21 protein-coding genes are annotated in these 25,927 nt (G+C 72.7%); 7 read left to right on the top strand and 14 right to left on the bottom strand.

The annotated features are described in order from the left end of the window. Positions 1-44: 44 nt before the first annotated feature. From ACPXCS_RS08695 to ACPXCS_RS08675, 5 genes are all read right to left on the bottom strand, one after another. A complete protein-coding gene (locus ACPXCS_RS08695; protein ID WP_425944782.1) occupies positions 45-1,484 on the bottom strand; it encodes a cellulose binding domain-containing protein in 1,440 nt (479 codons plus the stop codon). Positions 1,485-1,645: 161 nt separating this feature from the next. Continuing rightward, on the bottom strand, positions 1,646-3,775 hold the full coding sequence (locus ACPXCS_RS08690) for a 3-hydroxyacyl-CoA dehydrogenase NAD-binding domain-containing protein (protein WP_425944781.1): 2,130 nt from the start codon (positions 3,773-3,775) through the stop codon (positions 1,646-1,648). Beyond that, positions 3,772-4,989 carry a thiolase family protein gene (locus tag ACPXCS_RS08685; protein WP_425944780.1) on the bottom strand — a complete coding sequence of 406 codons (1,218 nt, stop codon included), beginning with the start codon at positions 4,987-4,989 and terminating at the stop codon, positions 3,772-3,774. The genes ACPXCS_RS08690 and ACPXCS_RS08685 overlap by 4 nt, the downstream gene beginning before the upstream one ends. Before the next feature lie 119 nt (positions 4,990-5,108). Further along, positions 5,109-6,146, bottom strand: a complete 1,038-nt coding sequence (locus ACPXCS_RS08680; RefSeq protein WP_425944779.1) for a LacI family DNA-binding transcriptional regulator — start codon at positions 6,144-6,146, stop codon at positions 5,109-5,111. Continuing rightward, positions 6,143-8,515, bottom strand: a complete 2,373-nt coding sequence (locus ACPXCS_RS08675) for a glycoside hydrolase family 2 protein (RefSeq protein ID WP_425944778.1) — start codon at positions 8,513-8,515, stop codon at positions 6,143-6,145. Before ACPXCS_RS08675 ends, ACPXCS_RS08680 begins: the two co-directional genes overlap by 4 nt. Before the next feature lie 163 nt (positions 8,516-8,678). On the opposite strand from ACPXCS_RS08675, the gene ACPXCS_RS08670 reads away from it, so the two are divergent. The 3 genes from ACPXCS_RS08670 to ACPXCS_RS08660 are packed head-to-tail and all read left to right on the top strand — an operon-like array spanning position 8,679 to position 11,766. Continuing rightward, on the top strand, positions 8,679-9,992 hold the full coding sequence (locus tag ACPXCS_RS08670) for an ABC transporter substrate-binding protein (RefSeq protein ID WP_425944777.1): 1,314 nt from the start codon (positions 8,679-8,681) through the stop codon (positions 9,990-9,992). Continuing rightward, complete coding sequence (locus ACPXCS_RS08665) at positions 9,992-10,939, top strand: carbohydrate ABC transporter permease (RefSeq protein ID WP_425944776.1); 948 nt, start codon at positions 9,992-9,994, stop codon at positions 10,937-10,939. Before ACPXCS_RS08670 ends, ACPXCS_RS08665 begins: the two co-directional genes overlap by 1 nt. Then, complete coding sequence (locus ACPXCS_RS08660) at positions 10,936-11,766, top strand: carbohydrate ABC transporter permease (protein ID WP_425944775.1); 831 nt, start codon at positions 10,936-10,938, stop codon at positions 11,764-11,766. Before ACPXCS_RS08665 ends, ACPXCS_RS08660 begins: the two co-directional genes overlap by 4 nt. Before the next feature lie 15 nt (positions 11,767-11,781). Here ACPXCS_RS08660 and ACPXCS_RS08655 read toward each other — a convergent pair whose 3' ends face one another. The 3 genes from ACPXCS_RS08655 to ACPXCS_RS08645 all read right to left on the bottom strand — a co-directional run bounded on the left by ACPXCS_RS08655 (position 11,782) and on the right by ACPXCS_RS08645 (position 14,990). Continuing rightward, positions 11,782-13,071, bottom strand: a complete 1,290-nt coding sequence (locus tag ACPXCS_RS08655; protein WP_425944774.1) for a ribonuclease D — start codon at positions 13,069-13,071, stop codon at positions 11,782-11,784. A 220-nt stretch (positions 13,072-13,291) separates the two neighbouring features. Beyond that, on the bottom strand, positions 13,292-13,954 hold the full coding sequence (locus ACPXCS_RS08650; RefSeq protein WP_003993737.1) for a response regulator transcription factor: 663 nt from the start codon (positions 13,952-13,954) through the stop codon (positions 13,292-13,294). 361 nt (positions 13,955-14,315) lie between these two features. After that, on the bottom strand, positions 14,316-14,990 hold the full coding sequence (locus ACPXCS_RS08645; protein ID WP_425944773.1) for a DUF3000 domain-containing protein: 675 nt from the start codon (positions 14,988-14,990) through the stop codon (positions 14,316-14,318). Between the two features lie 101 nt (positions 14,991-15,091). Here ACPXCS_RS08645 and hemE point away from each other — a divergent pair, with 101 nt between their 5' ends. Beyond that, a complete protein-coding gene (gene hemE / locus ACPXCS_RS08640; protein WP_425944772.1) occupies positions 15,092-16,159 on the top strand; it encodes a uroporphyrinogen decarboxylase in 1,068 nt (355 codons plus the stop codon). 240 nt (positions 16,160-16,399) lie between these two features. Here hemE and ACPXCS_RS08635 read toward each other — a convergent pair whose 3' ends face one another. Further along, positions 16,400-17,218 (bottom strand): rhomboid family intramembrane serine protease, encoded by an 819-nt coding sequence (locus ACPXCS_RS08635; protein WP_425944771.1) that lies wholly within the window; start codon positions 17,216-17,218, stop codon positions 16,400-16,402. A 134-nt stretch (positions 17,219-17,352) separates the two neighbouring features. Between ACPXCS_RS08635 and ACPXCS_RS08630 the strand changes: the two genes are divergently transcribed. Further along, positions 17,353-17,685 (top strand): hypothetical protein, encoded by a 333-nt coding sequence (locus tag ACPXCS_RS08630; protein WP_425944770.1) that lies wholly within the window; start codon positions 17,353-17,355, stop codon positions 17,683-17,685. A 10-nt stretch (positions 17,686-17,695) separates the two neighbouring features. On the opposite strand, the gene ACPXCS_RS08625 is transcribed toward ACPXCS_RS08630, so the two are convergent. Then, a complete protein-coding gene (locus tag ACPXCS_RS08625) occupies positions 17,696-19,087 on the bottom strand; it encodes an FAD-dependent oxidoreductase (RefSeq protein WP_425944769.1) in 1,392 nt (463 codons plus the stop codon). A gap of 27 nt (positions 19,088-19,114) precedes the next feature. After that, positions 19,115-20,098, bottom strand: coding sequence for a DUF4349 domain-containing protein (locus ACPXCS_RS08620; protein WP_425944768.1), 984 nt, complete (start codon positions 20,096-20,098; stop codon positions 19,115-19,117). Between the two features lie 158 nt (positions 20,099-20,256). Here ACPXCS_RS08620 and hemG point away from each other — a divergent pair, with 158 nt between their 5' ends. Beyond that, positions 20,257-21,792, top strand: a complete 1,536-nt coding sequence (gene hemG, locus ACPXCS_RS08615; RefSeq protein WP_425944767.1) for a protoporphyrinogen oxidase — start codon at positions 20,257-20,259, stop codon at positions 21,790-21,792. A 5-nt stretch (positions 21,793-21,797) separates the two neighbouring features. Further along, positions 21,798-22,541, top strand: coding sequence for a hydrogen peroxide-dependent heme synthase (gene hemQ / locus ACPXCS_RS08610; RefSeq protein ID WP_425944766.1), 744 nt, complete (start codon positions 21,798-21,800; stop codon positions 22,539-22,541). On the opposite strand, the gene ACPXCS_RS08605 is transcribed toward hemQ, so the two are convergent. From ACPXCS_RS08605 to ACPXCS_RS08595, 3 genes are all read right to left on the bottom strand, one after another. Beyond that, entirely contained in the window at positions 22,542-24,140 is a 1,599-nt protein-coding gene (locus ACPXCS_RS08605; RefSeq protein ID WP_425944765.1) for an alpha/beta hydrolase, read from the bottom strand. A gap of 114 nt (positions 24,141-24,254) precedes the next feature. Beyond that, positions 24,255-25,025, bottom strand: coding sequence for a TIGR04222 domain-containing membrane protein (locus tag ACPXCS_RS08600; RefSeq protein ID WP_425944764.1), 771 nt, complete (start codon positions 25,023-25,025; stop codon positions 24,255-24,257). Between the two features lie 86 nt (positions 25,026-25,111). Continuing rightward, complete coding sequence (locus tag ACPXCS_RS08595) at positions 25,112-25,837, bottom strand: DUF4142 domain-containing protein (protein ID WP_425944763.1); 726 nt, start codon at positions 25,835-25,837, stop codon at positions 25,112-25,114. Positions 25,838-25,927 lie beyond the last annotated feature (90 nt).

The raw sequence follows: 25,927 nt of genomic DNA, 5'->3' as shown, positions 1-25,927 counted from the left end.
CGTTGCCTCGGCAGCGTGCCTGTGGGCGCCGGACCGCCTGTTCCTCACCGGGTCTCCCGAACCGTGTCGAAGTAGTTCCTGCCCTCGCCGGTGAAGTCCGCCACCTCGGCCTGGACCTCCGCCGCCGACAGCGTGTCGTTCGCGTTGTAGTAGAGCCAGTCGACCTTCATGTCCCAGGCGCGTTCCCCCTTGAACGGCAGGTCGATGAACCAGTGGTTGAAGTTCACGGACATGTTCGCGCGCGGCGCGTACTTGCCGTTGCTCAGGAAGAGCTTCTTGCCGTCGAGCCAGTAGGCGACCACGCCGTCCTTCACGCGGATCAGCACCGTGTGCCAGGCGTCGAGGCTCTTGTTCGTGGTCTCGTAGACCCGGTCGTTGCTCTCGTGGTCGAACCAGGTCACGGTGTCGAGCTTGGGGCCCGGCCGGCCCCAGCCGCCGTTCGGCATGTACTCGTTGTCGAGCTCGCTGTACTTCGAGCCCTTGCCGCCGATGGTGTAGAAGGTCTGGTTGACGTGGTCGCCCGCGTCGCCGGTGGCCGGCTCGTCGCTGAAGTGGATGCGGGCCGCGTAGGTGCCGTCGCGGAACTTGCTCGCGGCGGTGCCGAGGCTCGCCTGCTTCGTCCCGGCCCTGGTCCCGTCCGTGCTCGCCCGCAGGTTGAGCACCTGGCCGTCGGCGTGGGAGCCCTCGGCGGTGGGGAAGCTGACGCCCTGGGCCGACCAGGTGTTCTCGATGCCGGGGCCGCCCTTGCTGGTGCGGACCAGCCAGCCGTGCTTGAACAGGGCGGGGTCCTTGGGGCCCAGGTAGGAGAAGTCGTCGAACAGCACCCCGGCGGGCGGCGCGGGAAGCGGGCCGGGGGCCGTCTTCGCCGTTGCCTTCTTCTCGTCGCTCGCCTTCGTGCCGTCCGGCTCCTCACCCCAGGCGAGGACGCCCCGCTTGTACGCGGTGACCTTCTCGGCCTCCTTGTAGGAGGTCTTCTCGGCGTCGAAGGAGCGGTCGTCGGACTGCTTGAGCTTCTTGTGGTCGGTGCGGAACAGCTGGACGTCGATGCCCTTGCTGTTGGCGCCGGGCTCCAGTTCGCCGGCCGCCTGCGTGAAGCGGAGCTCCAGGTAGTGGTCGGCGGTGTCGGTGGGCTTGTCCATGGCGACGATCCGCCCGGCCACGTTCGAGCAGCCGAAGACGGCGTTCACACAGTTGAAGGCGTACGAGGCGGAGCCGTCGGCGGTGAACCAGTACCGGAGCGTGACGTCGCTCAACGGCAGTGGCGTGCCGGTGTCGTTGAAGACCTCCAGCGACGGCTTGGCCGCAGCGGCCGTGGCCGGGGTGTCGGTGCGGTAGCGGACCTTCAGCTCGGGCGGGTCCGGGTTGGCCGCCTTCCACACCGGGTAGAGCGCGGTTCCGCCGGCCGCCACCACGGCCACCAGGAGCAGGAGCCTGATCTTGGGCCACACCCGTCGTCCGGACGGTCGGCGGCGGGAGGACGCCACGGAAGACTCCTTCTGAGACACCGGCGGCCCGGGGTGGAGACCGTCAGAGCCAGGTAAACAATGGTCGGATTGTGTGAGGATCCTATCCGTGCGGACATACCACGAGGGGGGCGGGTGCACGGATTGTTACCGTACGCCCCACCCCCCTCAGGGGTTACGCGTTACGCCGGGACGCTGGCGACGCCCTGCGCCAGGAACCGCTTGCCGTTGACGCGCTCGGAGACACCCTCGCGGTCCAGGTACGGCGTGATGCCGCCCAGGTGGAACGGCCAGCCGGCGCCCGTGATGAGGCAGAGGTCGATGTCCTGCGCCTCGGCGACCACGCCCTCGTCGAGCATGAGCCCGATCTCCTGCGCGACCGCGTCGAGCACCCGCTCGCGCACCTGCTCCTCCGTCAGGACGGTGTCGCCCTGCTTCAGCAGCGCGGCGACCTCGGGGTCGAGCTCGGGCTTGCCGCTGTCGTAGACGTAGAAGCCGCGCTTGCCCGCCTCGACGACCGCCTTGAGGTTCGGGGAGACCGTGAAGCGGTCCGGGAACGCCCGGTTGAGCGTCTCGGAGACGTGCAGACCGATGGCCGGGCCGACCAGCTCCAGCAGGACCAGCGGCGACATCGGCAGACCGAGCGGCTCGACGGCCTTCTCGGCGACCTCGACGGGGGTGCCCTCGTCGATCACGTTCTGGATCTCGCCCATGAAGCGGGTCAGGATGCGGTTCACGACGAACGCCGGGGCGTCCTTCACCAGCACCGCGGTCTTCTTCAGCTTCTTGGCGACACCGAACGCCGTGGCCAGCGAGGCGTCGTCGGTCTGCTCGCCGCGGACGATCTCCAGCAGCGGCAGCACGGCGACCGGGTTGAAGAAGTGGAAGCCCACGACCCGCTCGGGGTGCTTCAGCTTCGACGCCATCTCCGACACCGACAGCGAGGAGGTGTTGGTGGCGAGGATCGCGTGCGCCGGGGCGACCGCCTCGACCTCCGCGAACACCTGCTGCTTGACGCCCATCTCCTCGAACACGGCCTCGATGATGAAGTCCGCGTCCGCGAAGCCCTCGGCCTTGTCCAGGACACCGGTCACCAGGGCCTTGAGGCGGTTGGCCTTGTCCTGGTTGATGCGGCCCTTGCCGAGCAGCTTGTCGATCTCGGCGTGGACGTAGCCCACGCCCTTGTCGACGCGCTCCTGGTCGATGTCCGTGAGGACGACCGGGACCTCCAGGCGGCGCAGGAACAGCAGCGCGAGCTGGGAGGCCATCAGACCGGCGCCGACGACACCGACCTTGGTGACCGGGCGGGCCAGGGACTTGTCCGGGGCGCCGGCGGGGCGCTTGCCGCGCTTCTGCACCAGGTTGAAGGCGTAGATGCCGGCACGCAGCTCACCGCCCATGATGAGGTCGGCGAGGGCCTGGTCCTCGGCGTCGTAGCCCTGCTGCAGGTCGCCGTTCCTGGCGGCCGCGATGATGTCCAGGGCGCGGTAGGCGGCCGGGGCGGCGCCGTGCACCTTGGAGTCCGCGATGAAGCGGCCCTTGGCGACGGCCTGGTCCCAGCCCTCGCCGCGGTCGATCACCGGGCGCTCGATCTGCAGCTCGCCCTTGAGGACGGCGGAGGTCCAGATCAGCGACTGCTCCAGGAAGTCCGCGCCCTCGAAGATCGCGTCGGCGATCCCGAGCTCGTAGACCTGCTGGCCCTTGAGCTGCTTGTTCTGGTTGAGGCTGTTCTCGATGATCACCGAGACGGCCTTCTCGGGGCCGATCAGGTTCGGCAGCAGCGTGCAGCCGCCCCAGCCGGGGACCAGGCCGAGGAAGACCTCGGGCAGCGAGAACGCCGGCACGGCCGCCGAGACGGTGCGGTAGGTGCAGTGCAGACCGACCTCGACACCGCCGCCCATCGCGGCGCCGTTGTAGTAGGCGAAGGTCGGCACGGCCAGCTTCGACAGCCGCTTGAAGACCTCGTGGCCGCCCTTGCCGATGGCGAGCGCGTGCTCGTGCTCCTTGAGGATCTCCACGCCCTTGAGGTCGGCGCCGACCGCGAAGATGAACGGCTTGCCGGTGATGCCGACGCCGACGATCTCGCCGTCCGCCGCCTCCTTCTCGACCTGGTCGATGGCGGTGTTCAGGTTCGCCAGCGAGGCCGGGCCGAAGGTGGTCGGCTTGGTGTGGTCGTGGCCGTTGTCCAGGGTGATCAGCGCGAAGCGCCCGGCACCCAGCGGCAGGTCGAAGTGGCGTACGTGCGCACTCGTGACGACCTCGTCCGGGAACAGTTCGGAAGCCTGCTTCAACAGCTCGGCGGTGGTGCTCACTTGTCCCCCTCGAAGTGCGGGTTCTCCCAGATGACCGTCGCGCCCATGCCGAAGCCGACGCACATGGTGGTCAGGCCGTAGCGGACGTGCGGCTGCTCCTCGAACTGGCGGGCCAGCTGCGTCATCAGACGGACGCCGGAGGAGGCGAGCGGGTGGCCGAAGGCGATGGCGCCGCCGTACTGGTTGACGCGCTCGTCGTCGTCGGCGATGCCGTAGTGGTCCAGGAAGGCCAGGACCTGGACGGCGAAGGCCTCGTTGATCTCGAACAGGCCGATGTCGGAGATCGACAGGCCCGCCTGGGCCAGCGCCTTCTCCGTCGCCGGGATCGGGCCGTAGCCCATGACCTCCGGCTCGACGCCCGCGAAGGAGTAGGAGACCAGGCGCATCTTCACGGGGAGGTCGTGCTCCCGCGCGAAGTCCTCGGAGGCGATGAGCGAGGCGGTGGCGCCGTCGTTCAGACCGGCCGCGTTGCCCGCGGTGACCCGGCCGTGGACGCGGAACGGGGTCTTCAGGCTCTGGAGGTTCTCCAGGGTCGTGCCCGGGCGCATCGGCTCGTCGGCGGTGACCAGGCCCCAGCCCGTCTCACCGGCCTCGGCGTTGGTGCGGCGCACCGAGATCGGCACCAGGTCGGCCTGGATCTTGCCGTTGGCGTAGGCCTTGGCGGCCTTCTCCTGGGAGCGCACGGCGTACTCGTCGGCGCGCAGCTTGGTGATCTGCGGGTACCGGTCGTGCAGGTTCTCGGCGGTCATGCCCATGAAGAGGGCGGACTCGTCGACCAGCTTCTCGGAGACGAACCGCGGGTTCGGGTCCACGCCCTCGCCCATGGGGTGACGGCCCATGTGCTCGACACCGCCGGCGATGGCGATGTCGTAGGCGCCGAAGGCGACGGAGCCGGCGACCGTGGTGACGGCGGTCAGGGCGCCGGCGCACATGCGGTCGATGCTGTAGCCCGGGACGGACTGCGGCAGGCCGGCGAGGATCCCGGCGGTGCGGCCGATGGTCAGGCCCTGGTCACCGATCTGCGTGGTCGCGGCGATGGCGACCTCGTCGATCTTCTTGGGGTCCAGGCCGGGGTTGCGGCGCAGCAGCTCCCGGATCGCCTTCACGACGAGGTCGTCGGCTCGGGTCTCGTGGTAGATGCCCTTCGGGCCCGCCTTGCCGAACGGGGTGCGGACGCCGTCGACGAAGACGACGTCCCTGACGGTACGAGGCACGATGGCTCTCCTCCAGGGTCAGGATTGCAGTGCTGCTGCGGTGCGCTGAGCGCGCGCTCAGGCCCATGCTACTTGTGGGTAACGTAGCTGCACAGTCCTGACGGGCGGAGCGGTGAAGGTCACACCTCCGGCGGCGCCGTGGAGCCCCGGGGCGTCAGGACCGGAGTGGGCACGGGATGCGATGCGGCCGCACCGCCCGTGAGGACCGAGAACAGCGTCCGGGCCACCTCCGCCCCGAATCCGTGCACGTCATGGCTCATGGCGGACAGCGTCGGATGCGTCAGCCGGCACAGCTGCGAGTCGTCCCACGCCAGCAGCGACACGTCCTGAGGCACCCGCAGCCCCATCTCCGCCGCCACCGAAAGACCCGCCACCGCCATGATGTCGTTGTCGTACACGATCGCCGTCGGCCGGTCCGGTGGCGCGGCCGTCAGCAGCGACCGCGTCGCCCGCGCCCCCGCGTCCCCCGAGAAGTCCGTCGCCACCTGCCACGCCCCGGCCAGCGCCAGCGCTCCGGCCGCCTCGTCGAACGCCGCCGTCCGGATCGAGGTGTGACCCAGGTCCGCCGCGCCGCCCACCCGGGCGATCCGCCGGTGCCCGAGCGCGGCCAGATACCGCACCGCCTCCCTGACGGCCGTGGCGTCGTCGGTCCACACCGAGGTCAGCCCGCCGGTCAGCGAGGGGTGCCCGACGGCGACCACCGGCAGCCCGAGCCGCTCCACCAGACCCACCCGGGGGTCGTCGGCCCGGAAGTCCACCAGGATCGACCCGCCGACCTGCCGCCCCCGCCACCACGCCTCCTGCACGCCCACCTCCTCGTCCAGGCTCCGCACCAGCCGCAGCAGCAGCGAACAGGAGTGTTCGGCCAGCACGCTCTCCACGCCCGAGACGAACTCCATGTACCAGGGCTCGAGACCGAGCATCCGGGCCGGCCGGCACACGGCGAGGCCCACCACGTCCACCCGCGACCCGGCCAGCGTACGGGCCGTGAGGCTCGGCGCCCAGCCCAGCTCGCGCGCCGCCCGGAAGATCCGGTCCCGGGTCGCCTCGGACAGGCCGGGCTTGTGGTTGAAGGCGAGGGATACGGCCCCCTTGGACACGCCGGCGCGCGCGGCGACGTCCTTGATGGTGACGCGGGGGGCAGGCGTTGCCGTCATCGGGTGGGCTCCACGCAGTACAGGGCGGATCGAGCACGTTCCGGGTCCGGAGTCTTCCAGCCGCTTACCCCGATGGTCACCTCTTCGCCCGGCAGCAGCGTGACCAGCCCCCGGTCCGCCCGCGCTCCCGGGTCGAGCCGGTCAACCTGCAGGAGCAGGTCGCGCACCAGCGTGCGGGCGGTCACCGTGATCCCCTCCGGGGCCAGCGCGACCTCGAACTCCGGCCGCGGCAGGGCGATCTCACGGTCGGGCACCGGGAAGTGCAGGGCCCGCAGCCCGTCCAGGTCCGCGACCAGGAACTCCTTCGGCCCCGCGGGCAGCAGTTCGCCCGGCACCCCCACCCGGGCCACGCTCCGCGCCCCGGCCGCCAGCGGCGCCTCCCACCGCCCCAGCACCTCGCCCTCGACGGACATCCGCCGCAGGGCCGGTGTCCCCGTCCACTGCCCGGCCGCCTGGTTGACCGCGACCAGCTCCAGCCGGCCGTCCCGCGCCTCCTGGAGCGTCAGCAGCCGGTCGGCGTACAGCCGCTTCAGCTCGTGGTACAGCGGCTTCTCGCGCCCGTCCCCGTCGATCGCCGCCCAGGAGGTCACCGGCCAGCAGTCGTTGAGCTGCCACAGGATCGTGCCCGCGCAGACCGGCCAGTGCGCGCGCCAGTGCTCGATGCCGGCCGCGACGGCCCGGGCCTGGTTGACCTGTGTGAGGTGATGCCAGCGGCCGAAGTCCCCGTCCGGCAGGGCGAAGTGGCGGGCCAGTCCGCGTTCCAGCTTGCCGTTGCCGTCGTCGGCCTTCTGGTGGTGCAGCATGCCGGGGGAGTCCGGCGCGAGATCCTCCCCGGGCAGCGCGCGGCGCAGGGTGGCGTACGCCGGCGGCGCCTGCCAGCCGAACTCGGCGACGAACCGCGGCACACTGCGCCGGTAGCCGGCGTAGTCCTCGCGGTTCCACACCTCCCACGAGTGGTGCGTGCCGTGCGCCGGGTCGTTCGGGTGGTGCCGCCACGACCCGGACCAGGGGCTGCCCGCCGTGTACGGCCGGGTCGGGTCCAGCTCCGCCACCACCCGCGGCAGCACGCCCAGGTAATAGCCCTCGCCCCAGGACTCACCGGCCAGCCGCGGCTCCCACCCCCAGTCGCGGAAGCCCCACAGGTTCTCGTTGTTGCCGTTCCACAGCACCAGCGACGGATGCGGCATCAGCCGTACGACGTTCTCCCGCGCCTCGGCCTCGACCTCCCCGCGCAGCGGCTGCTCCTCCGGGTAGGCCGCGCAGGCGAACGGGAAGTCCTGCCACACCAGCAGGCCGAGTTCGTCGCAGGCGTCGTAGAAGTCCTCGCTCTCGTAGAGGCCGCCGCCCCAGACGCGCACGAGGTCCACGCCCGCGGCGGCGGCCTGCTCCAGCCGCTCCCGGTAGCGCGCGCGGGTGATCCGGGAGGGGAAGACGTCGTCCGGGATCCAGTTGACCCCGCGCGCGAAGAGCCGCTCGCCGTTCAGGACGAGGGTGAAGCCGGTGCCGTGCGCGTCGGGCCGCCGGTCCAGCTCCACGGTCCTGAAGCCGATCCGCCGCCGCCACACGTCCAGCGCCTCGTCGCCGTGCAGCAGCGTCAACTCGACCTCGTACAGCGGCTGTCCACCGTAACCCCGCGGCCACCACAGCTCCGGGTCCGGCACCCGGAGCCGTACCGTCCCCGCCGCGCCCCCGAGCTGCGCGCGGGCCCGCACCCCGGCGACGGAGGCCTCCACGGCGAGCGGTGCCTCCACCCGGGTGCGCTCGACGTCGACGGCCAGTTCGACGACCCCGGTGCCCTCCTCGACGGTCACCAGGGGCCGCACCCGGGCGATCCGGGCCGTCGACCAGTGCTCCAGGCGCACCGGACGCCAGATCCCGGCCGTCACGAGCGTCGGCCCCCAGTCCCAGCCGAAGGAGCAGGCCATCTTGCGCAGGTACGGGTACGGCTCGGCGTAGGCGGCGGGCCGCTCGCCCAGCCGGCCCCGGACGGCCTCGGCCTCGGCGTAGGCGGAGAGGAACCGCACGGACAGCCGCCCGGACAGCCCCGTGACGTCGAACCGGTACGAGCGGTGCATGTTCCGCACCGTCCCCAGCGACCGCCCGTCCAGCCGGATCTCGGCGACCGTGTCGAGCCCGTCGAAGACCAGGTCGGTCTGTTCCTGGCCCGACGAGCCGTCGAGCTCGCGCTCGTAGGTCCAGTCCCGGCGCCCCACCCAGGCCACCTCGGTCTCGTTGCGGCCGAGGAAGGGGTCGGGGATCACCCCGGCCGCCATCAGGTCGGTGTGCACGCAGCCCGGCACGGCGGCCGGCAGCGTCTCCGAGTCGTGCCGCAGGGTCCAGCCGTCGCCCAGTGGTGTGGCCTCCAGCATGCGCACTCCCTTTACCGGTTCAGTGAAGTGTTGAGTGTCGACTTCGCATCGTTGGCGCGATTGGGACTTTACCGGTTGAGTCAGCGCTGTCAGAGTGCCGAACCAGCCATACCGCACGTGCTCGTCCGTCCCGAGTCCCTCTCCGCGAACGGAGCTGATGCACATGAACCGCCGTACCGTCCTCGTCCTGGCCGTGGGCGCGGCCCTGCTGGCCTCCGGCTGCACCGGCACCGGAGGCAGTACGAAAGGCGCCGACGCCGAGGCGCCCGACGATCCCTCCGAGGTCAGCGGGACCATCACGGTCCTCACCCACCGCACCGACCTCGTCCAGGACGGGACGATGAGGAAGTACGCCGCCGAGTTCCGCAGGACCTACCCCGGGGTGAAGGTCGAGTTCGACGCCGTCACCGACTACGAGGGCGAAGTCAAGATCCGCATGAACACGGAGAACTACGGCGACGTCCTCATGATCCCGGGCGTGATCGAGAAGAAGGACTACCCCCGGTTCTTCGCCTCGCTGGGCAGCACGGCCGAACGGAGCGCGAAGTACCGCTTCACCGACTACACCACCGTCGACGGCAAGGTCTACGGCCAGAGTCCGCTCGGCGCGGTCCCCGGCTTCCTCTACAACAAGGCGGTGTGGCGCAAGGCCGGCGTCACCGACTGGCCGAGGACCCCGGCCGAGTTCCTCGCCGACCTGAAGGCGATCGGGTCGCGGACCGACGCGGTGCCGTACTACACCAACTTCAAGGACATGTGGCCGCTCACCCAGTGGACCCAGGTCAACGGCTCGGTCAGCTGCGACGAACAGGCCACCACCCGGCTCGCCGAGGGCAACCCGTGGGCCGAGGGCGCCGACCTGCGCACCGCCGACACGCTGCTCCACGACATCGTGCGCGCGGGGCTCGCCGAGAAGGACCCGACCACCACCAACTGGGAGGCCTCCAAGCCGAAGCTGGCCAAGGGCGAGATCGCCACCATGTGGCTCGGCTCCTGGGCGGTCATCCAGATGCGCGCCGCCGCCGAGCAGGCGGGAGCGAACCCGGACGACATCGGGTTCATGCCGTTCCCGGCGCAGCAGGACGGCAGGTTCTGCGCGGTGGCGCTGCCCGACTACAACCAGGCCGTCAGCATCCACTCCGACCACAAGGCGGCCGCCCGCGCCTGGATCGACTGGTTCACCGACGAGTCCGGCTACGCCGAGGACAACCTGGCCCTGTCCCCGCTGAAGGACGACCCGCTGCCCGAGGTGCTCGAACCCTACGAGGAGGCGGGCGTGAAGCTCCTCGACCTCGACGACTCCAAGGGCGCCGAGGTGAAGGCCATCGACAACCGGTCCGAGGTCGGCATCAACAAGCCCGACTACCGCCAGGACCTCGTCGACCTGGCCCGCGGCGCCACCCGGGGCAGCCTGGACGACTTCCTGGACGGCCTCGCGAAGAAGTGGACCGAGACCCAGCGGTCCCTGGGGTCGTGATGACGGACACCACCGAGAAGGCGGCCGTCCGGCCCGGCCCGGGCCCGGCCACCCCGCGGCCGGCCCCGGCCCCGCGCCCGGTACGCCTGTGGCGCGGGGCCACCCCCTGGCTGTTCCTGCTGGCCCCGCTCACGCTCCTGATCGTCTTCACCTACGCGCCGATCGCCAACATGGTCGCGTACAGCTTCACCGACTGGGACGGCGTGAGCCCCGAGCTGCGGTACACGGGCGCCGGGAACTACACCGAGCTCTTCACCCGCTCCGAGCTGTTCGAGGTTTTCTGGGTCAGCGGCTACTACCTGGCCGCCTCCGTCCTGCAGATCGCCGCCGCGCTCTACTTCGCCACGGTCCTGAGCTTCAACGTCCGCTTCCGGAACTTCTTCAAGGGCGTGCTGTTCTTCCCGTACCTGATCAACGGGGTGGCGATCGGCTTCGTCTTCCTCTACTTCTTCCAGGACGGCGGCACCCTCGACTCGGTCCTCGGCCTGTTCGGCGTGGAGAACGACCGCGCCTGGCTGGGCACCCCGGAGTCGGCGAACACCTCCCTCGCCGCCGTCTCGGTCTGGCGCTACCTGGGCCTGAACTTCGTCCTCTTCCTCGGCGCGATCCAGTCGATCCCGGGGGACCTGTACGAGGCGGCCGAGCTGGACGGCGCGAACCGCTGGCACCAGTTCCGCCACATCATCGCGCCCGGCATCAAGCCGGTCCTGTCCCTGACGGTGATCCTCGCGATCTCGGGATCCCTGTCGGTCTTCGAGATCCCGTACATCATGACCGGCGGCGCGACCGGCACGGAGACCTTCGTGATCCAGACGGTGAAGCTGGCCTTCCAGTTCAACAAGACGGGGCTCGCCTCGGCGGCCGCGATCGTGCTGCTGCTGATCGTCCTGGCCGTGACCTGGGTGCAGCGGCGTCTCGTCCCCGACGACAAGGTGGACCTCGCATGACCCGCCGCGCAGTGGCCCGCGCCCTGATGTACGCCTCCCTGGTCGCCGCGACCGCGGTGGTGCTGCTCCCGCTGGCGGCCGTCCTGCTGACGTCCCTGAAGTCCGAGCGGGAGCTGGCCGACGGCAGCGGAGCCCTCGCCCTGCCCGACGACCCGCTGAACCTGCACAACTACGTGACGGCGTTCCAGGACGGCCGGATGCTGGCGGCCTTCGCGAACACCGCGGTCATCCTGGTCTTCGCCATCGGCGGCACGGTCCTGATCGGCTCGATGACGGCCTACGCCATCGACCGCTTCAGCTTCCGCCTCAAGAAGCCGGTCCTGGCCCTGTTCCTGGTCGCCGCCCTGGTGCCCGGCGTCACGACGCAGGTGGCGACCTTCCAGATCGTGAACAGCTTCGGCATGTTCGACAGCCTGTGGGCCCCGATCGCCCTCTACATGGGCACCGACATCGTCTCGATCTACATCTTCCTGCAGTTCGTGCGGTCCATCCCCACCTCACTGGACGAGGCGGCCCGCCTGGACGGGGCGGGCGCCTTCACGATCTACCGCAAGATCATCTTCCCGCTGCTGAAGCCCGCGATCGCGACGGTGGTGATCGTGAAGGGCATCACGACCTACAACGACTTCTACATCCCGTTCCTCTACATGCCCTCGGAAGATCTTGGCGTGATCTCGACCTCCCTCTTCCGCTTCAAGGGCCCCTTCGGCGCGCACTGGGAGACCATCTCGGCGGGAGCGATCCTCGTGATCCTCCCGACCCTGATCGTCTTCCTGTGCCTGCAGCGCTACATCTACAACGGCTTCACCAAGGGGGCGACCAGGTGAGCAGGCACCCGCCCCCTACGGCGCCCCGGCGGACAGAGCGGTCACCAGCACCGGCGTGACCTGCTCGACCTGCCAGGGCCGGGCCCCGTGCCCGGCCAGCGCCGCCGCGACGGACTCCGCGTCCACCACCGCCGGCGGCTCCCAGCACACCCGCCGCACCGTGTCCGGCGTGATCAGGTTCTCCTGCGGCATGTTGAGTTCCTCGGCGAGCGCGGACACCCCGGCCCGGGCGGCGGACAGCCGCGCCGCCGCCGCGGGATCCTTGTCGGCCCAGGCACGGGGCGGCGGCGGCCCGGCCACCGGCTGCCCCGGCTGCGGCAACTGCGCCTCGGTCAGCGCCTTCGCCCGGTCCACCGCGGCCTGCCACTGCTCCAGCTGCCGCTTGCCCATCCGGTGCCCGAAGCCGTTCAGCGCGGCCAGCGCGTGCACGTTGGCCGGCACGGCGAGCGCGGCCTCCACGATGGCCGCGTCCCCGAGCACCTTGCCGGGCGAGACGTCCCGCCGCTGCGCGATCCGGTCGCGGGTCTGCCACAGCTCCCGCACCACGGCCAGCTGCCGCCGCCGGCGCACCTTGTGCATGCCGGACGTACGCCGCCACGGGTCCTTGCGGGGCTCGGGCGGCGGGGCCGAGGCGATCGCGTCGAACTCCTGGCGGGCCCAGTCCAGCTTGCCCTGCCGGTCCAGCTCCTTCTCCAGCGCGTCACGCAGGTCGACCAGGAGCTCGACGTCCAGCGCCGCGTAGCGCAGCCAGGGCTCGGGCAGCGGCCGGGTGGACCAGTCGACGGCGGAGTGGCCCTTCTCCAGGACGAAGCCCAGCACGCTCTCGACCATCGCGCCGAGGCCGACCCGGGGGAACCCGGCGAGCCGCCCGGCCAGCTCCGTGTCGAACAGCCGCGTCGGCACCATGCCTATCTCGCGCAGGCAGGGCAGGTCCTGGGTGGCCGCGTGCAGCACCCATTCGACGCCGGACAGGGCCTCGCCCAGCGCGGACAGGTCGGGGCAGGCCACGGGGTCGATCAGGGCGGTGCCGGCGCCCTCGCGGCGCAGCTGCACGAGGTAGGCGCGCTGGCCGTAGCGGTAGCCGGAGGCCCGCTCGGCGTCGACGGCGACCGGGCCCGAACCGGCCTCGAAGGCGGCGATGACCCGGGCCAGGGCGGCCTCGTCCGCGATCACGGGCGGAATGCCCTCGCGGGGCTCCAGCAGAGGGGTCGGCGCCTCCACAGCAGAAGATCCGCCGTCGTCCGGAGGGGCGCCTCCGGTGCTTCGCAGTGGGCTGTCTGCTGCGGTGTCGTGGGCGTCGGTCACCTGTCAAGAGTATCCATGTATGGACAGCGCCCGCCGACGGAACGTTCCGTCGGCGGGCGCCCGGGGGTCGCAAACCAGTCATGTCGGGGAAGTGGCGGGTTCACGAGCCACGCGTGAGGGGAAGGGGACCGAGCGGCCGGTCCCGTTCACATGAGTGAATGAGCGGGGAGGGTCGGGTGGAGCAGCGGCCGGGTGATCCGGGGCCGGCCGGTGGTCGGGGTCAGTGGATGATGCCGGTCCGCAGCGCCACCGCCACCATCCCGGCGCGGTCGCCCGTGCCGAGCTTGCGGGCGATGCGGGCGAGGTGGCTCTTGACGGTCAGCGCGGACAGGCCCATCGAGACGCCGATCGCCTTGTTCGACTGGCCTTCCGCGACCAGTCTCAGGACCTCGACCTCTCGGCCGGACAGTTCGCGGTAGCCGCCCGGGTGGCTCGGGGCGCCCGGGGGGCGGCGGTGCAGGCGCGCGGCGGCGGCGCCGATGGGGGCGGCGCCCGGCCGGGTGGGGAGCCCGACGTTGGTGCGCGTGCCGGTGACGACGTACCCCTTCACACCGCCGGCGAGCGCGTTGCGCACGGCGCCGATGTCGTCGGCCGCGGAGAGGGCGAGGCCGTTGGGCCAGCCCGCGGCGCGGGTCTCGGACAGCAGGGTGAGGCCGGAGCCATCCGGCAGGTGGACGTCGGCGACACAGATGTCGCGGGGGTTGCCGATGCGGGGACGAGCCTCCGCGATGGACGAGGCCTCGATGACATCGCGCACACCGAGCGCCCACAGGTGGCGGGTGACGGTGGAGCGGACGCGCGGGTCGGCCACGACCACCATGGCGGTCGGCTTGTTCGGGCGGTAGGCGACCAGGCTTGCGGGCTGCTCGAGGAGAACGGACACCAGGCCTCCTGGGGTGCGGGACGGGGCCGGCTCGTGGGGGGTGAAGCCGGGACGAACCGTGCTTTCAAGGTCACAGTCGTCTTCGGCACCCGGGGCGTCCGCCTTTAGAGAATGATCACGATTCGGTGATAACAATCCGTGCAATTCGGACACGCGGTCGATCATTCGAAGGCCGGACGGTTTCGGTCTGCGTCACTACGCGGTCGAAAGTGGCCGTATCGACAAAGTGATTCGGCCAAGAGGGGGACGCAGGTGTGATCGTCGACAGGGCAGCGTTGACCACCCCGTACAAGTTCGATCAGTACGGGGTGGCAGGAGGGTCGTCGGTCAGCCGGGAGGCCCGGTCAGCCGGGAGGTCCGGTCAGCGGGAGCGGGGACCGCGGCGCTGGGGCAGCGTCACCACGGACGCGTCACCCGGCACGGCCGGGGGCAGCCCCGCGACCTGGGCGAGCAGATCGCACCAGGACGCCAGGTGGGCGGCCGTGTCCGGCACCCCGTCCAGCCCCTCGCGCGGCGTCCACGAGGCGCGGATCTCGATCTGCGAGGCGGCGGGGCGGGCGGACAGCCCGCCGAAGTAGTGGGAGCTCGCCCGCGTGACCGTGCCGCTCGGCTCCCCGCAGGTCAGCCCGCGCGTCTGCAGCGCGCCGGTCAGCCAGGACCAGCACACCTCCGGCAGCAGCGGGTCCGCGGCCATCTCCGGCTCCAACTCGGCGCGCACCAGCGTCACCAGCCGGAAGGTGCCCCGCCAGGCGTCGTGCCCGGCCGGGTCGTGCAGCAGCACCAGGCGTCCGTCGGCCAGGTCCTGGTCGCCGTCGACGACCGCGGCCTCCAGGGCGTAGGAGTACGGCGCGAGCCGCTTGGGCGCGGGCGTCTGCTCGACCTCGATCTGGGGCCGCAGCCGCGCCCCCCTGAGCGCCTCGACGGCGGCCCGGAAGGGCGGCGGGGCGGAGTCCGCCTCCCGCCGGTCGTTCTCGGTGTCCTTCGCTTCATCCATTCCGCCAGCGCCGTCCGACAGTCGTCCCTGAGCCGCAGCCATGCGGGAAGATTACGGGGACCGGAGCCCGGGTGCGGGCTAGACACCCCGCGCCTTCCCGGGGGCCGGATCGCGCGGTCCGACGGCGTGCGAAACTTGGGCCCGTGAGTGCCAACGACGCCCCCCGGGCCCCGCAGCCGTCCGCCCCGTACGACTCCGCCTTCCTCAGGGCGTGCCGGCGCGAGCCCGTGCCGCACACGCCGGTGTGGTTCATGCGGCAGGCCGGGCGTTCGCTGCCGGAGTACCGCAAGGTGCGCGAGGGCATCCCGATGCTGGAGTCCTGCATGCGGCCCGAACTGGTCACCGAGATCACGCTCCAGCCGGTCCGCCGGCACGGCGTGGACGCGGCGATCTACTTCAGCGACATCGTCGTCCCGCTCAAGGCCATCGGCATCGACCTGGACATCAAGCCCGGCGTCGGCCCGGTCGTCGAGCAGCCGGTCCGCACCCGCGCCGACCTCGCCCGGCTGCGCGACCTGACCCCCGAGGACGTCTCCTACGTCACGGAGGCCATCGGCCTGCTCACCCGCGAGCTCGGCGCCACGCCCCTGATCGGCTTCGCCGGCGCCCCCTTCACCCTCGCCAGCTACCTCGTCGAGGGCGGCCCGTCCCGCACGTACGAGAACGCCAAGGCGATGATGTACGGCGACCCGGAGCTGTGGGCCGACCTGCTCGACCGCCTCGCCGACATCACGGCCGCCTTCCTTAAGGTGCAGATCGAGGCGGGCGCCTCGGCGGTGCAGCTGTTCGACTCCTGGGCCGGCGCCCTGGCCCCCGTGGACTACCGGCGCTCGGTGCTGCCGGCGTCGGCCAAGGTCTTCGAGGCCGTGGCCGGCTACGGCGTCCCGCGCATCCACTTCGGCGTCGGCACCGGCGAGCTGCTCGGCCTCATGGGCGAGGCCGGCGCGGACGTCGTCGGCGCCGACTGGCGCGTCCCGCTGGACGAGGCCGCCCGGCGCGTCGGACCCGGCAAGGCCATCCAGGGCAACCTCGACCCGACCGTGCTGTTCGCTCCGACCGAGGCCGTCGAGGCCAAGACCCGGGAGGTCCTGGAGTCGGCGGCCGGTCTGGAGGGCCACGTCTTCAACCTCGGCCACGGCGTCATGCCGGCCACGGACCCGGACGCGCTGACCCGGCTCGTGGAGTACGTCCACACGCACACCGCCCGCTGACCCGGGCCGCGGCATCCGCGGCCCTCATCCGACAGGGATGCCGGGCCGCACCGGCGTGCCCGACCCGCCGTGGACGATCCCGTACGCCGCGTCGAGGGCGCCGATCCTGCCGGGAACGATCCTGCTGCCCGGGCCCGATCGAGGAGAGCGGCCACAAATCCCCCGCCCCAGCCGTTGGCCCCCATGCCGTGGACCCGCTCGGCCCCCGGGCACGCCGGCCGGCCGTGCGTCAGCCGCTCCTCACCACCCCGGCCGGGCCCGCCTGCCGAACAGGATGCCGCGCGGCTCCGGCGGGGGCGGCGTGCCCGGGCGCAGCGGCAGGGCGATCAGCAGACCGACGACGAAGCCGACCACGTGCGCCGCGTACGCCACCGTGCCGGCGTCGGCGACGCCGGCGCCGGAGGAGTACACCGCCTGCAGCACGAACCACAGGCCCAGCACGATCCAGGCCGGCAGCCGCAGCGGCAGGAAGACCAGGAACGGGACGAGCACCCAGACCCGGGCCCTCGGGTACAGCACCAGATAGGCGCCCAGCACCCCGGCGACCGCTCCCGAGGCGCCGATCAGCGGCGTGGCCGAACCGGCGTCGAGGAGCGCGAAGCCGTACGACGCCGCGTAGCCGCAGACCCCGTAGAAGAGCAGGAAGCGGAGGTGGCCCATGCGGTCCTCGACGTTGTTGCCGAAGATCCACAGGAACAGCATGTTGCCCAGCAGGTGCAGCCAGCCGCCGTGCAGGAACATCGCGGTCAGCACGCTCAGTTCCGGTGACTTGGCGTAGGACGGCGGGCCGACCACGCAGCCCGGTCCCTGCGGGCCCACGCCCACGTCGCCGGTCGGCACCAGACCCGGCATCCGGTGGTGGATCAGCTCCCGCGGCACGGCCGCGTAGTGGTCGAGGAACGCCTGGAGATGGCAGAGCTGGGCCAGGCCGCTCTCACCCGTGAGCGAGCCGGCCATGCCGGGGGTGAGCAGGAACACGACGACGTTGGCCGCCAGCAGCGCGTACGTGACCCAGGGGGTGCGCCGCACCGGGTTCACGTCATGGACGGGGATCACCACACGGCACGTGTGCCCGCGGCGCCGCCGGCGAATCGGCGGGGTGGCTGAACGCGGCCGTCCGGGCGTGCGTATGACTCGGCAACCGCCCGCGGCGCGGGGAAGGCGGGCCGCGGGGCCGACGTGAGGAACAGGCGATGAACGACCGAGTGACTCCTCCGATGCACGCGTTGCCGGACGGCGAGGCGGAGCTGACGCTGGTGGTGAAGCTGCCCTGGGAGGACGTGGCCCGCCTCGGCCAGGACGCGGGGCGGCTGGCCGCGCAGTGGGGGCGGCCGGTGACGCTGGAGGAGGCGGTGAGCCACCGGCTGCGTTCCTCGCGGGTGGCGGCGCACGCCAAGCCGGCGGGGGATCAGCCGCCGGCGGTGACGGCCGCGCCCGCGTCGGTGTCGTCGCTGCCGTCACGGCCGCCGGCCGAGCAGGCCCGGCAGGCCATCGACCGGATCACCGGAACCGCCGGTACCGCGTAGGGTCCGCCCCCTACCCGGAAGCGCGTACCTTCGCCGCCGCCTTGCGGGCCGCCACCAGGACCGGGTCCCAGACGGGGGAGAACGGCGGGGCGTAGCCCAGGTCCAGGGTGGTCATCTGCTCCGCCGTCATGCCCGCCGTGAGGGCGACCGCCGCGATGTCGACGCGTTTGCCCGCGCCCTCCCTGCCGACGATCTGCACGCCGAGCAGGCGGCCGGTGCGCACCTCGGCGAGCATCTTGACCGTCATGGGGGAGGCGTCCGGGTAGTAGCCCGCGCGGCTGGTCGACTCGATGGTGACCGCCTCGAAACGGAGCCCCACGCGGTGGGCGTCCTTCTCGCGCAGGCCCGTGCGGGCGATCTCCAGGTCGCAGACCTTGCTGACCGCCGTGCCGACCACACCCGGGAACGTGGCATAGCCCCCGCCGACGTTGGTGCCGATGACCTGGCCGTGCTTGTTGGCGTGGGTGCCGAGCGCGATGTGCCGCTCCTGGCCGGAGACCAGGTCGAGGACCTCCACGCAGTCGCCGCCCGCCCAGACGTCCTCGTGGCCGCGCACCCGCATCGAACGGTCCGTGAGGAGCCCGCCGTGCGTGCCCAGCGGAAGACCCGCCGCCCGCGCCAGGGACGTCTCGGGGCGCACGCCGATGCCGAGCACGACCACGTCGGCCGGGAACTCGCGGTCCTGCGTGGCCACCGCCCGGACCCGGCCGTCGCCGCCGGTCAGGATCTTGGTCACCTCGGCGTCGTTCACCATCGCGATGCCCAGGCCCTCCATGGCGTCGTGCACCAGGCGCCCCATGTCGGGGTCGAGGGTCGACATGGGCTCGCTGCCCCGGTTGACGACCGTCACCTCGTAGCCGCGGTTGATGAGCGCCTCGGCCATCTCCACGCCGATGTACCCCGCGCCGACCACCACCGCGCGCCGGCCGCGCGTGGCCGCCAGCGTGTCGAGCAGGGCCTGTCCGTCGTCCAGCGTCTGCACACCGTGCACCCCGGGCGCGTCGGCCCCCGGCAGGTCCGGCCGGATCGGCCGGGCCCCGGTCGCGATCACGAGCTTGTCGTACGAGGTCCAGGACTCGGCGCCCGAGTCGAGGTCCCGGGCGCGGACGCGCCGCCCGCCGGGGTCGATCTCCGTCACCTCGGTGCGCAGCCGCACGTCGATGTCCCGCGCGCGGTGCTCCTCGGGGGTGCGGGCGATCAGCCGGTCCCGGTCGGTGACGTCGCCGCCCACCCAGTAGGGGATGCCGCACGCGGAGTACGACGTGAAGTGGCCCCGTTCGAACGCCACGATCTCCAGCTCGCCGCCATCCTTCAGACGGCGGGCCTGCGACGCCGCGGACATGCCCGCGGCGTCACCGCCGACGACGACCAGTCGCTCCCTGCGCGTACGGCTCATGTTCATGCGAACACGCTACGGGAGCAGGGGATTTCAGTCCTGCTCACCCGGGGTCCGCGGCTGCGCGGTCTCGGGCGCCGGGCGGGCCGTCGGCAGCCGGCCGGGGACGGCCGTCGCGGGCGCGGGCCGCGGGCGGCGCGGCAGGCGGGGCCGTACGACACGCAGCCACACCAGCGCGAGCAGGGCCGCCACCGCCGCGAACGGCAGGATCGCGCCGAGCACCACCGCGAGCCAGCGCAGCATCGTCACGAAGGCGTTCCAGCCGCCCGCCAGCGCGTCCAGGAAGCCCGGGTCCTCGTCCTTCTCGGCCTCCTTCTTCACGGGGGTCTCGGACAGCGTCAGGGTGATGGTGGCCAGGCTCGTGCGCTCCTTCAGGGACGCCTGCCGGGCGAGCAGCGCCTCCAGGTCGGCCTGCCGCGTGCTCAGCTCGCCCTCCAGGGTCACCACGTCGCTGAGCTCGGTGGCCCGGTCCATCAGCTTGCGGATGCGGGCCACGCTCGCCCGCTGCGAGGTGATCCGGCTCCCCACGTCCACGACCTGGTCGGTGACGTCCTCGGCCTTCGCGCTGCGGTCCAGGAGCTTTCCGGCGCCCTCCAGGGAGGCCAGGACCTGGTCGTACTTCTCGGCGGGCACGCGCAGCACGACCCGGGTGCGCTCGCGGCCCTGCCCGTCCCGGGTGGTGTTCTCGTTGCCGATGTAGCCGCCGGCGTCCTCGGTGCTCGTGCGGGCCTCGTCCAGGGCCTTGGGAACGTCCTTGACCTGCACGGTCAGCGAGGCCGTGCGGATGATGTGCTGCGCCGGGAGCTTCGCCGGCGCCGTCGCCCGGGCCCCGCTGCCGGTGCCGCCGGGCGCGGCCTCCTTCGCGCCGCCCCCGCCCTGTGTGAGACCGCGGTCGGCGGCCGTGCTCCCGGCGGTGTCGTCCCCGGCGCCGCTGCACCCGGTGAGCGCGAGCGCGGCGGCCAGCAGCAGGGCCGCCAGGGCCGGGGCGGGGCGGCGGGTGGATCGTGGTGTGCGCATGCGGGCATCCCCCGAGGGTCGATTCTGCTGACGCTTCTTCGACGCGCGAGGCACGCCCGGCGTTTGGCCCGGGACGGTTCCGATGCGGTCACGGTCGGGACTCGCGAAGGACACCGGGCCGGGACCTCACCGTCTGCGGGGTCTGAGAGGCTGGGGGCATGCGCGAAGTTCGAGGTCGTGGGGCCATGGGGCAGGTCGTCGTCGTCGGGGCGGGCATCGCGGGGCTGGCCGCGGCGCACCGGCTGCTGGAGCGGGGGGCGCGGGTGACCGTGCTGGAGGCCTCCGGCCGGATCGGCGGCAAGCTGCTGCCCGGGGAGATCGCGGGCGCCCGGGTGGACCTCGGCGCCGAGTCGATGCTCGCCCGCCGGCCCGAGGCGGTGGCGCTCGCACGCGAGGCCGGTCTCGCCGACCGCCTCCAGCCGCCCGCGACCGCGACGGCCTCGATCTGGACCCGCGGCGCCCTGCGCCCCATGCCCAAGGGCCATGTGATGGGTGTGCCGGGCACCGCCGAAGCCCTGTCCGGTGTGCTGTCCGAGGAGGGCCTGGCCCGCATCGGGCGCGACGCCGACCTGCCGCGCACCGAGGTCGGGGACGACGTGGCCGTCGGGGAGTACGTGGCGGCGCGCCTCGGCCGCGAGGTCGTCGACCGGCTGGTGGAGCCCCTGCTGGGCGGGGTGTACGCGGGCGACGCCTACCGCATCTCGATGCGCTCGGCCGTGCCGCAGCTGTTCGAGGCCGCCCGCACCCACACCTCCCTGACCGAGGGCGTCCGCGAGATCCAGGCCAGGGCCGCCGCCGCGCCGCAGACCGGCCCGGTGTTCATGGGCATCCGGGGCGGCGTGGGCAGCCTGCCGCTCGCGGTGGCGGAGTCGGTCCGGGCCCGCGGCGGCGAGATCCTCACCGGCACCCCGGTGACGGAGCTGCGCAGGGTGGCCGGACCCGGCCCGGCCGGCGGGTCGGGCCCGCACGGCTCGGGCCCGGGCGACGGCGCGAGCAGGCCCGGCGGGGCCACGGCGGCCTGGCGGGTGGTGGCCGGCGACCGGGTGCTGGAGGCCGACGCGGTGGTGCTGGCCGTTCCCGCGCCCGCCGCCGCCCGGCTGCTGCGCGCCGAGAGCCCCGGGGCCGCCGCCGAGCTCGGGACCGTCGAGTACGCCTCCATGGCGCTGGTCACCCTCGCCTACCGGCGTGCCGGGACGGACCTGCCCGACGGCAGCGGCTTCCTCGTGCCGCCGGTCGACGGCCGCACCATCAAGGCGTCCACGTTCGCCTCGCAGAAGTGGGGCTGGATCGCCGACGAGAACCCGGACCTGGTCGTGCTGCGCACCTCCGTCGGGCGGTACGGCGAGACGGAGATCCTCGGGCGGGACGACAGCGAGCTCGTCGACGTGTCCCGGCACGATCTGAAGGCCGCCACCGGCCTGGACGCCACGCCCGTCGCCACCCGCGTCACCCGCTGGGACGACGGCCTGCCGCAGTACCCGGTCGGCCACCACGCGCGCGTGGCCCGCATCCGCGAGCAGCTCGCCCGGCTCCCCGGACTCGCCGTCTGCGGCGCCCCGTACGACGGGGTCGGCATCCCCGCCTGCATCGCCGGCGCGTACGCCGCCGTCGACCAGGTCCACGGTGACCTGCGGGGTGTGCAGGAGCTCACCGCCCACCCGGTGCAGAGTCTGCACGGCGGAGCGGGAGAATGAGGAGCATGAGTGACGACGCCTCCACCACGCCCTCCGGCACCGCGCCCGAGCGCATCCCGAACAAGGGCAAGCTGGCCAAGGACCTCAACGAGGTCATCCGCTACACGCTCTGGTCCGTCTTCCGGCTGAAGGACGTGCTGCCCGAGGACCGCACCGGGTACGCCGACGAGGTCCAGGAGCTGTTCGACCAGCTCGCCGCCAAGGACGTGACCGTCCGCGGCACCTACGACGTCTCCGGCCTGCGCGCCGACGCCGACGTCATGATCTGGTGGCACGCGGAGACCAGCGACGCGCTGCAGGAGGCCTACAACCTCTTCCGCCGCACGAAGCTGGGCCGCGCCCTGGAGCCGGTCTGGTCGAACATGGCGCTGCACCGCCCCGCCGAGTTCAACCGCTCGCACATCCCGGCGTTCCTCGCCGACGAGACGCCCCGCGCCTACGTGAGCGTCTACCCCTTCGTGCGCTCCTACGACTGGTACCTGCTGCCCGACGAGGACCGCCGCCGCATGCTGGCCGACCACGGCAAGATGGCCCGCGGTTACCCGGACGTGCGCGCCAACACCGTCGCCTCGTTCTCCCTCGGCGACTACGAGTGGATCCTCGCCTTCGAGGCCGACGAGCTGTACCGCATCGTCGACCTCATGCGGCACCTGCGCGGCTCGGAGGCCCGCCGGCACGTCCGCGAGGAGGTGCCGTTCTACACCGGCCGCCGCAAGGACGTCGCCGAGCTGGTCGCCGGTCTGGCATGATCAGCGCACGCGCGCGCCGGCCCCCCGCGGGGCCGGCGGCTTCGGCTCGGCGTGCGGCGCGCAGTCCGCGCGCCGTCCGGGCAGCCGCCCGTCCAGCAGGTACGCCTCCAGGTGGGCGTTGACGCAGGCGTTCGGGCCGCCCGCGAGACCATGGGCGCCGGCGTCCCGCTCGGTCACCAGCACCGACCCGGCGAGACGCCGGTGCAGTGCGAGGGCGCCGCGGTACGGCGTGGCCGCGTCCCGCTCGGCGGCCAGGATCAGCGTCGGCGGCAGCTCGCCCGGCCCGGTGCCGACGTCGACCGGCCGCTGCCGGGGCGCCCGCCAGTACGCGCACGGCAGGTTCGTCCACACGTTGTCCCAGGTCTCGAACGGCGCCACCCGCGCGAGCCGCGTGTTGTCCCGGTCCCACACCTCCCAGTCCGTGGGCCAGGGGGCGTCGTTGCACTCCACGGCCACGTACACCGCCCGGGAGTTCTCCGCCTCCACGGCCGCCTCGGGATGCTGTTCCGCCTGCTCCACCAGGGGCCGCGGGTCGCCCTTGAGATACGCCGACAGTGCGTGCGCCCGGTGCGGCCACTGGTCGTCGTAGTACCCGGCCTGCAGGAACGCCCCCTGCAGCTGACCCGGTCCGACCTTCCCGCCCGCCGGCTCGGCCGCCAGCCGCGCGCTCGCCCGCGTGTAGCTGCGCAGCACCTCCCGAGGGGTCCGGCCCAGTCCGTACACGGCGTGGTGCCGGGCGATCCACGCGCGGAAGTCCCGCCAGCGGTGCTCGAAGGCGGCCGACTGGGCGAGGTTGTTGCGGTACCAGATCCGCTCCGGGTCGGGGTCGACCACCGAGTCGAACGCCATCCGCCGCACGTGCGCGGGGAACAGCGTCGCGTAGAGCGCCCCGAAGTAGGTGCCGTACGAGGAGCCGAGGAACGTCAGCCGTTCCTCGCCGAGCGCCGCGCGCAGCACGTCGAGGTCGCGGGCGTTGTTCAGCGAGTGGTAGTGGCGCAGCGCGTCACCGGCGCGTTCGGCGCAGCCGCGGGCGTACGCCTCCGCCTGCGCGCGGCGTTCCCTCTTGTACGCCTCCGAGGGGTGCGTCGGAGCCTGCGTGGGGCCCTTGAAGAAGAGCGCGGGGTCCTTGCAGGACAGCGGCGCGGACGGGCCGACCCCGCGCGGGGCGTAGCCGACGAGGTCGTAGGCGGCCGCGATCCGCTTCCACTCGGGGAGCAGGCCGATGAGCGGGAAGTACAGGCCGGTGGCGCCGGGCCCGCCCGGGTTGTAGACCAGGCTGCCCTGCCGCAGGACCGCACCTGCGCCGTGCGGGTCCTTGCGGGTGGCGAGGGCGCGGCTGACGGTGAGTTGGATCTGCCGGCCGTCCGGCCGGGCGTAGTCCAGCGGGACCTTGACGGTGCCGCACCGCATACCGCCGGGCAGGTCCTGCGCGTCGGGGCACGGACCGAAGTCGATCCCGGCCGCCCTGGCCCGCTCCGCGGCCACCGCCGTCCCCCGCATCTCGGCCGTCCCGGTCGTCCGGGCCTCGGCGTCCGGGACGGCCGTGAGGGCGCTCAGCAGCAGGGACCCCGCGGCGGAGTAGAGGAGGGCGGCTCGCATCGGGGGTCCCTTCGCTGCACGGTGGCGACGCAAGGGATGTTTCGTGCGCGCAGGGGGGAAGGCAAGCACCGTTCGCCGGTGTCGGCGCCGATGCCCCCGGTGCGCCCCGAACCCTCAGTCGCGCGCCCCACGGTGCGTGAAGGCGGCACGCAGGTCCGGCTCGCCGATCGCGCGGACCCCGCGCACCGCGACGGACGTGAGGTACGTACGGTCGTCGGCGGCGCCGTCCGCGGTCCGGGCCAGGGAGCCGAGCAGCCGCTGACCGGCCGGGGAGGCCCAGCGCGAGTACGGGTGGACCTCGATGCGCGCCAGGGCGAGGCAGCTCAGGGTCAGGGCGAGCGGCAGCGCGAACCACGCGACGACCAGGTGACGCGGCATGTCCGGCGGGAGGGGGGTCAGCAGCGCGACCCCGCCGAGAGCGAGCACGGTGACGGCCGCCCCGCGCACCTGCCGGACCGCCGCCGCGACCGTCGTGCGGGAACTGTCGGGGACGGCGAGCCCGGCGCGCACCAGCCCGTCGGCGATCCCGCGCACCGCGTCCGCCGTGGCGGCGGTGGACCGCACCGGCGCGATCCGGGACTGCCCCCCGGGCCCGATGGCCCCGATCACCGACCGCTCCATCTCGTCGCGTCCGCGCGGGTCGACGACCGTCGCCCAGCCCGTGTGGGCCAGCAGCAGACGCCGCTGACGCGCCATCGCCACCAGGGTCACGTCGGCGACCCGCCGCGGACCGCCGGAGAGGAACGCGGCCTCGTACAGCGTGAGTTCACGCGCCCGGCCGGTGTCCGTGCCACCGGCGGCGGCGCGTACGGCGGCCAGGCACAGGCGGGTGCACGCCGTGGCGGCCACGGCCCAGGCCGCCAGCAGGAAAAGAACCCAGAGCATATGTTGTTTGTATGTGACACGGTTGCGGGAGCACCATGCCCTGTTCACGATCCGGACGGAGTGTTGTCGGTATGTGACGTTCCGTTTCACTGTCCCGGTGGCGGACGGTACGCGGGCGGCGGGAGCGTGAAGGCGGAGGAGGGGGCCGGGGACGGTGCGGCGGGGGCGCCGCTCGCGCCGGCCAGGTCGCGCGCCACGGCGTCGTAGTCGACGTATCCCGTGGCCTCCAGGACCTTGATGTGGTCGAGGACGGTCGTGTTCGCGTCGTCGGCGAGCGCGCGCACCAGGGAGTTGCGGGTGCTCGCCCGCACCTGGGCGACCAGCGGGAACACCCGGCCGTGCGCCACGCGCAGCAGGGTGGCGAACTCCCGGTCGTAGGCGGCGCCCCGGCTCCTGTCGAGCGTGGCCAGCCACTGCTTCTGCTCGGCGGTGGGCTCGTCCGGCAGGGCCAGGTTCAGCCGCGCGGCCACGCCGCGGACCCGCTCGTCCAGCGACCGGTGCCCCTCGACGAGATGCCGTCCGGCCGTACGGACCGCCGGTGTCGTCCCCTTCGTCTGCGCCTGCCGCCCGGCCGGCAGCTCCCACAGCCCGGCCAGCCTGACCTTGACGAGGAAGTCCTGGTCGAGCGCGGACAGCGGCCCGTAACCGGTCTGCAGGGTGTGGGCGCTCAGGGCGTCCGGTGCCGTCCCGGGCCGGTCGGTGATCGACCAGAACGAGACGACCAGGGCGGCCAGCGTCGCGATGAGGCACGTGACGACGAGTCCCGTGCCGCTGACGACGCCTCGGCCCTTGAGCGGGGGGCGCGGTCGCATGGTGGTGCCTCCTGGTACGGCACCGCACGCCAGTGCGTTTGGGGTGCGGGCCTGACATGTTACTGCGAGGTCCGCGCCCAACTGCCGTAC

It is taken from the genome of Streptomyces sp. DT190, assembly GCF_049846985.1.
In the GTDB taxonomy this organism is placed as follows: domain Bacteria; phylum Actinomycetota; class Actinomycetes; order Streptomycetales; family Streptomycetaceae; genus Streptomyces.
Note: the sequence above shows the minus strand (reverse complement) of the source record. Positions and strands in the feature narration are given on the sequence as shown.

Bases quoted from the DNA above. Each gene is read 5' to 3' on its own strand.
- ACPXCS_RS08680 (WP_425944779.1), bottom strand. From the start codon at position 6,146: ATGACGGCAACGCCTGCCCCCCGCGTCACCATCAAGGACGTCGCCGCG.
- ACPXCS_RS08675 (WP_425944778.1), bottom strand. From the start codon at position 8,515: ATGCTGGAGGCCACACCACTGGGCGACGGCTGGACCCTGCGGCACGAC.
- ACPXCS_RS08670 (WP_425944777.1), top strand. From the start codon at position 8,679: ATGAACCGCCGTACCGTCCTCGTCCTGGCCGTGGGCGCGGCCCTGCTG.
- ACPXCS_RS08665 (WP_425944776.1), top strand. From the start codon at position 9,992: ATGACGGACACCACCGAGAAGGCGGCCGTCCGGCCCGGCCCGGGCCCG.
- ACPXCS_RS08660 (WP_425944775.1), top strand. From the start codon at position 10,936: ATGACCCGCCGCGCAGTGGCCCGCGCCCTGATGTACGCCTCCCTGGTC.
- ACPXCS_RS08645 (WP_425944773.1), bottom strand. From the start codon at position 14,990: ATGGCTGCGGCTCAGGGACGACTGTCGGACGGCGCTGGCGGAATGGAT.
- ACPXCS_RS08630 (WP_425944770.1), top strand. From the start codon at position 17,353: ATGAACGACCGAGTGACTCCTCCGATGCACGCGTTGCCGGACGGCGAG.
- ACPXCS_RS08625 (WP_425944769.1), bottom strand. From the start codon at position 19,087: ATGAACATGAGCCGTACGCGCAGGGAGCGACTGGTCGTCGTCGGCGGT.
- ACPXCS_RS08620 (WP_425944768.1), bottom strand. From the start codon at position 20,098: ATGCGCACACCACGATCCACCCGCCGCCCCGCCCCGGCCCTGGCGGCC.
- hemG (WP_425944767.1), top strand. From the start codon at position 20,257: ATGCGCGAAGTTCGAGGTCGTGGGGCCATGGGGCAGGTCGTCGTCGTC.
- hemQ (WP_425944766.1), top strand. From the start codon at position 21,798: ATGAGTGACGACGCCTCCACCACGCCCTCCGGCACCGCGCCCGAGCGC.
- ACPXCS_RS08605 (WP_425944765.1), bottom strand. From the start codon at position 24,140: ATGCGAGCCGCCCTCCTCTACTCCGCCGCGGGGTCCCTGCTGCTGAGC.
- ACPXCS_RS08600 (WP_425944764.1), bottom strand. From the start codon at position 25,025: ATGCTCTGGGTTCTTTTCCTGCTGGCGGCCTGGGCCGTGGCCGCCACG.
- ACPXCS_RS08595 (WP_425944763.1), bottom strand. From the start codon at position 25,837: ATGCGACCGCGCCCCCCGCTCAAGGGCCGAGGCGTCGTCAGCGGCACG.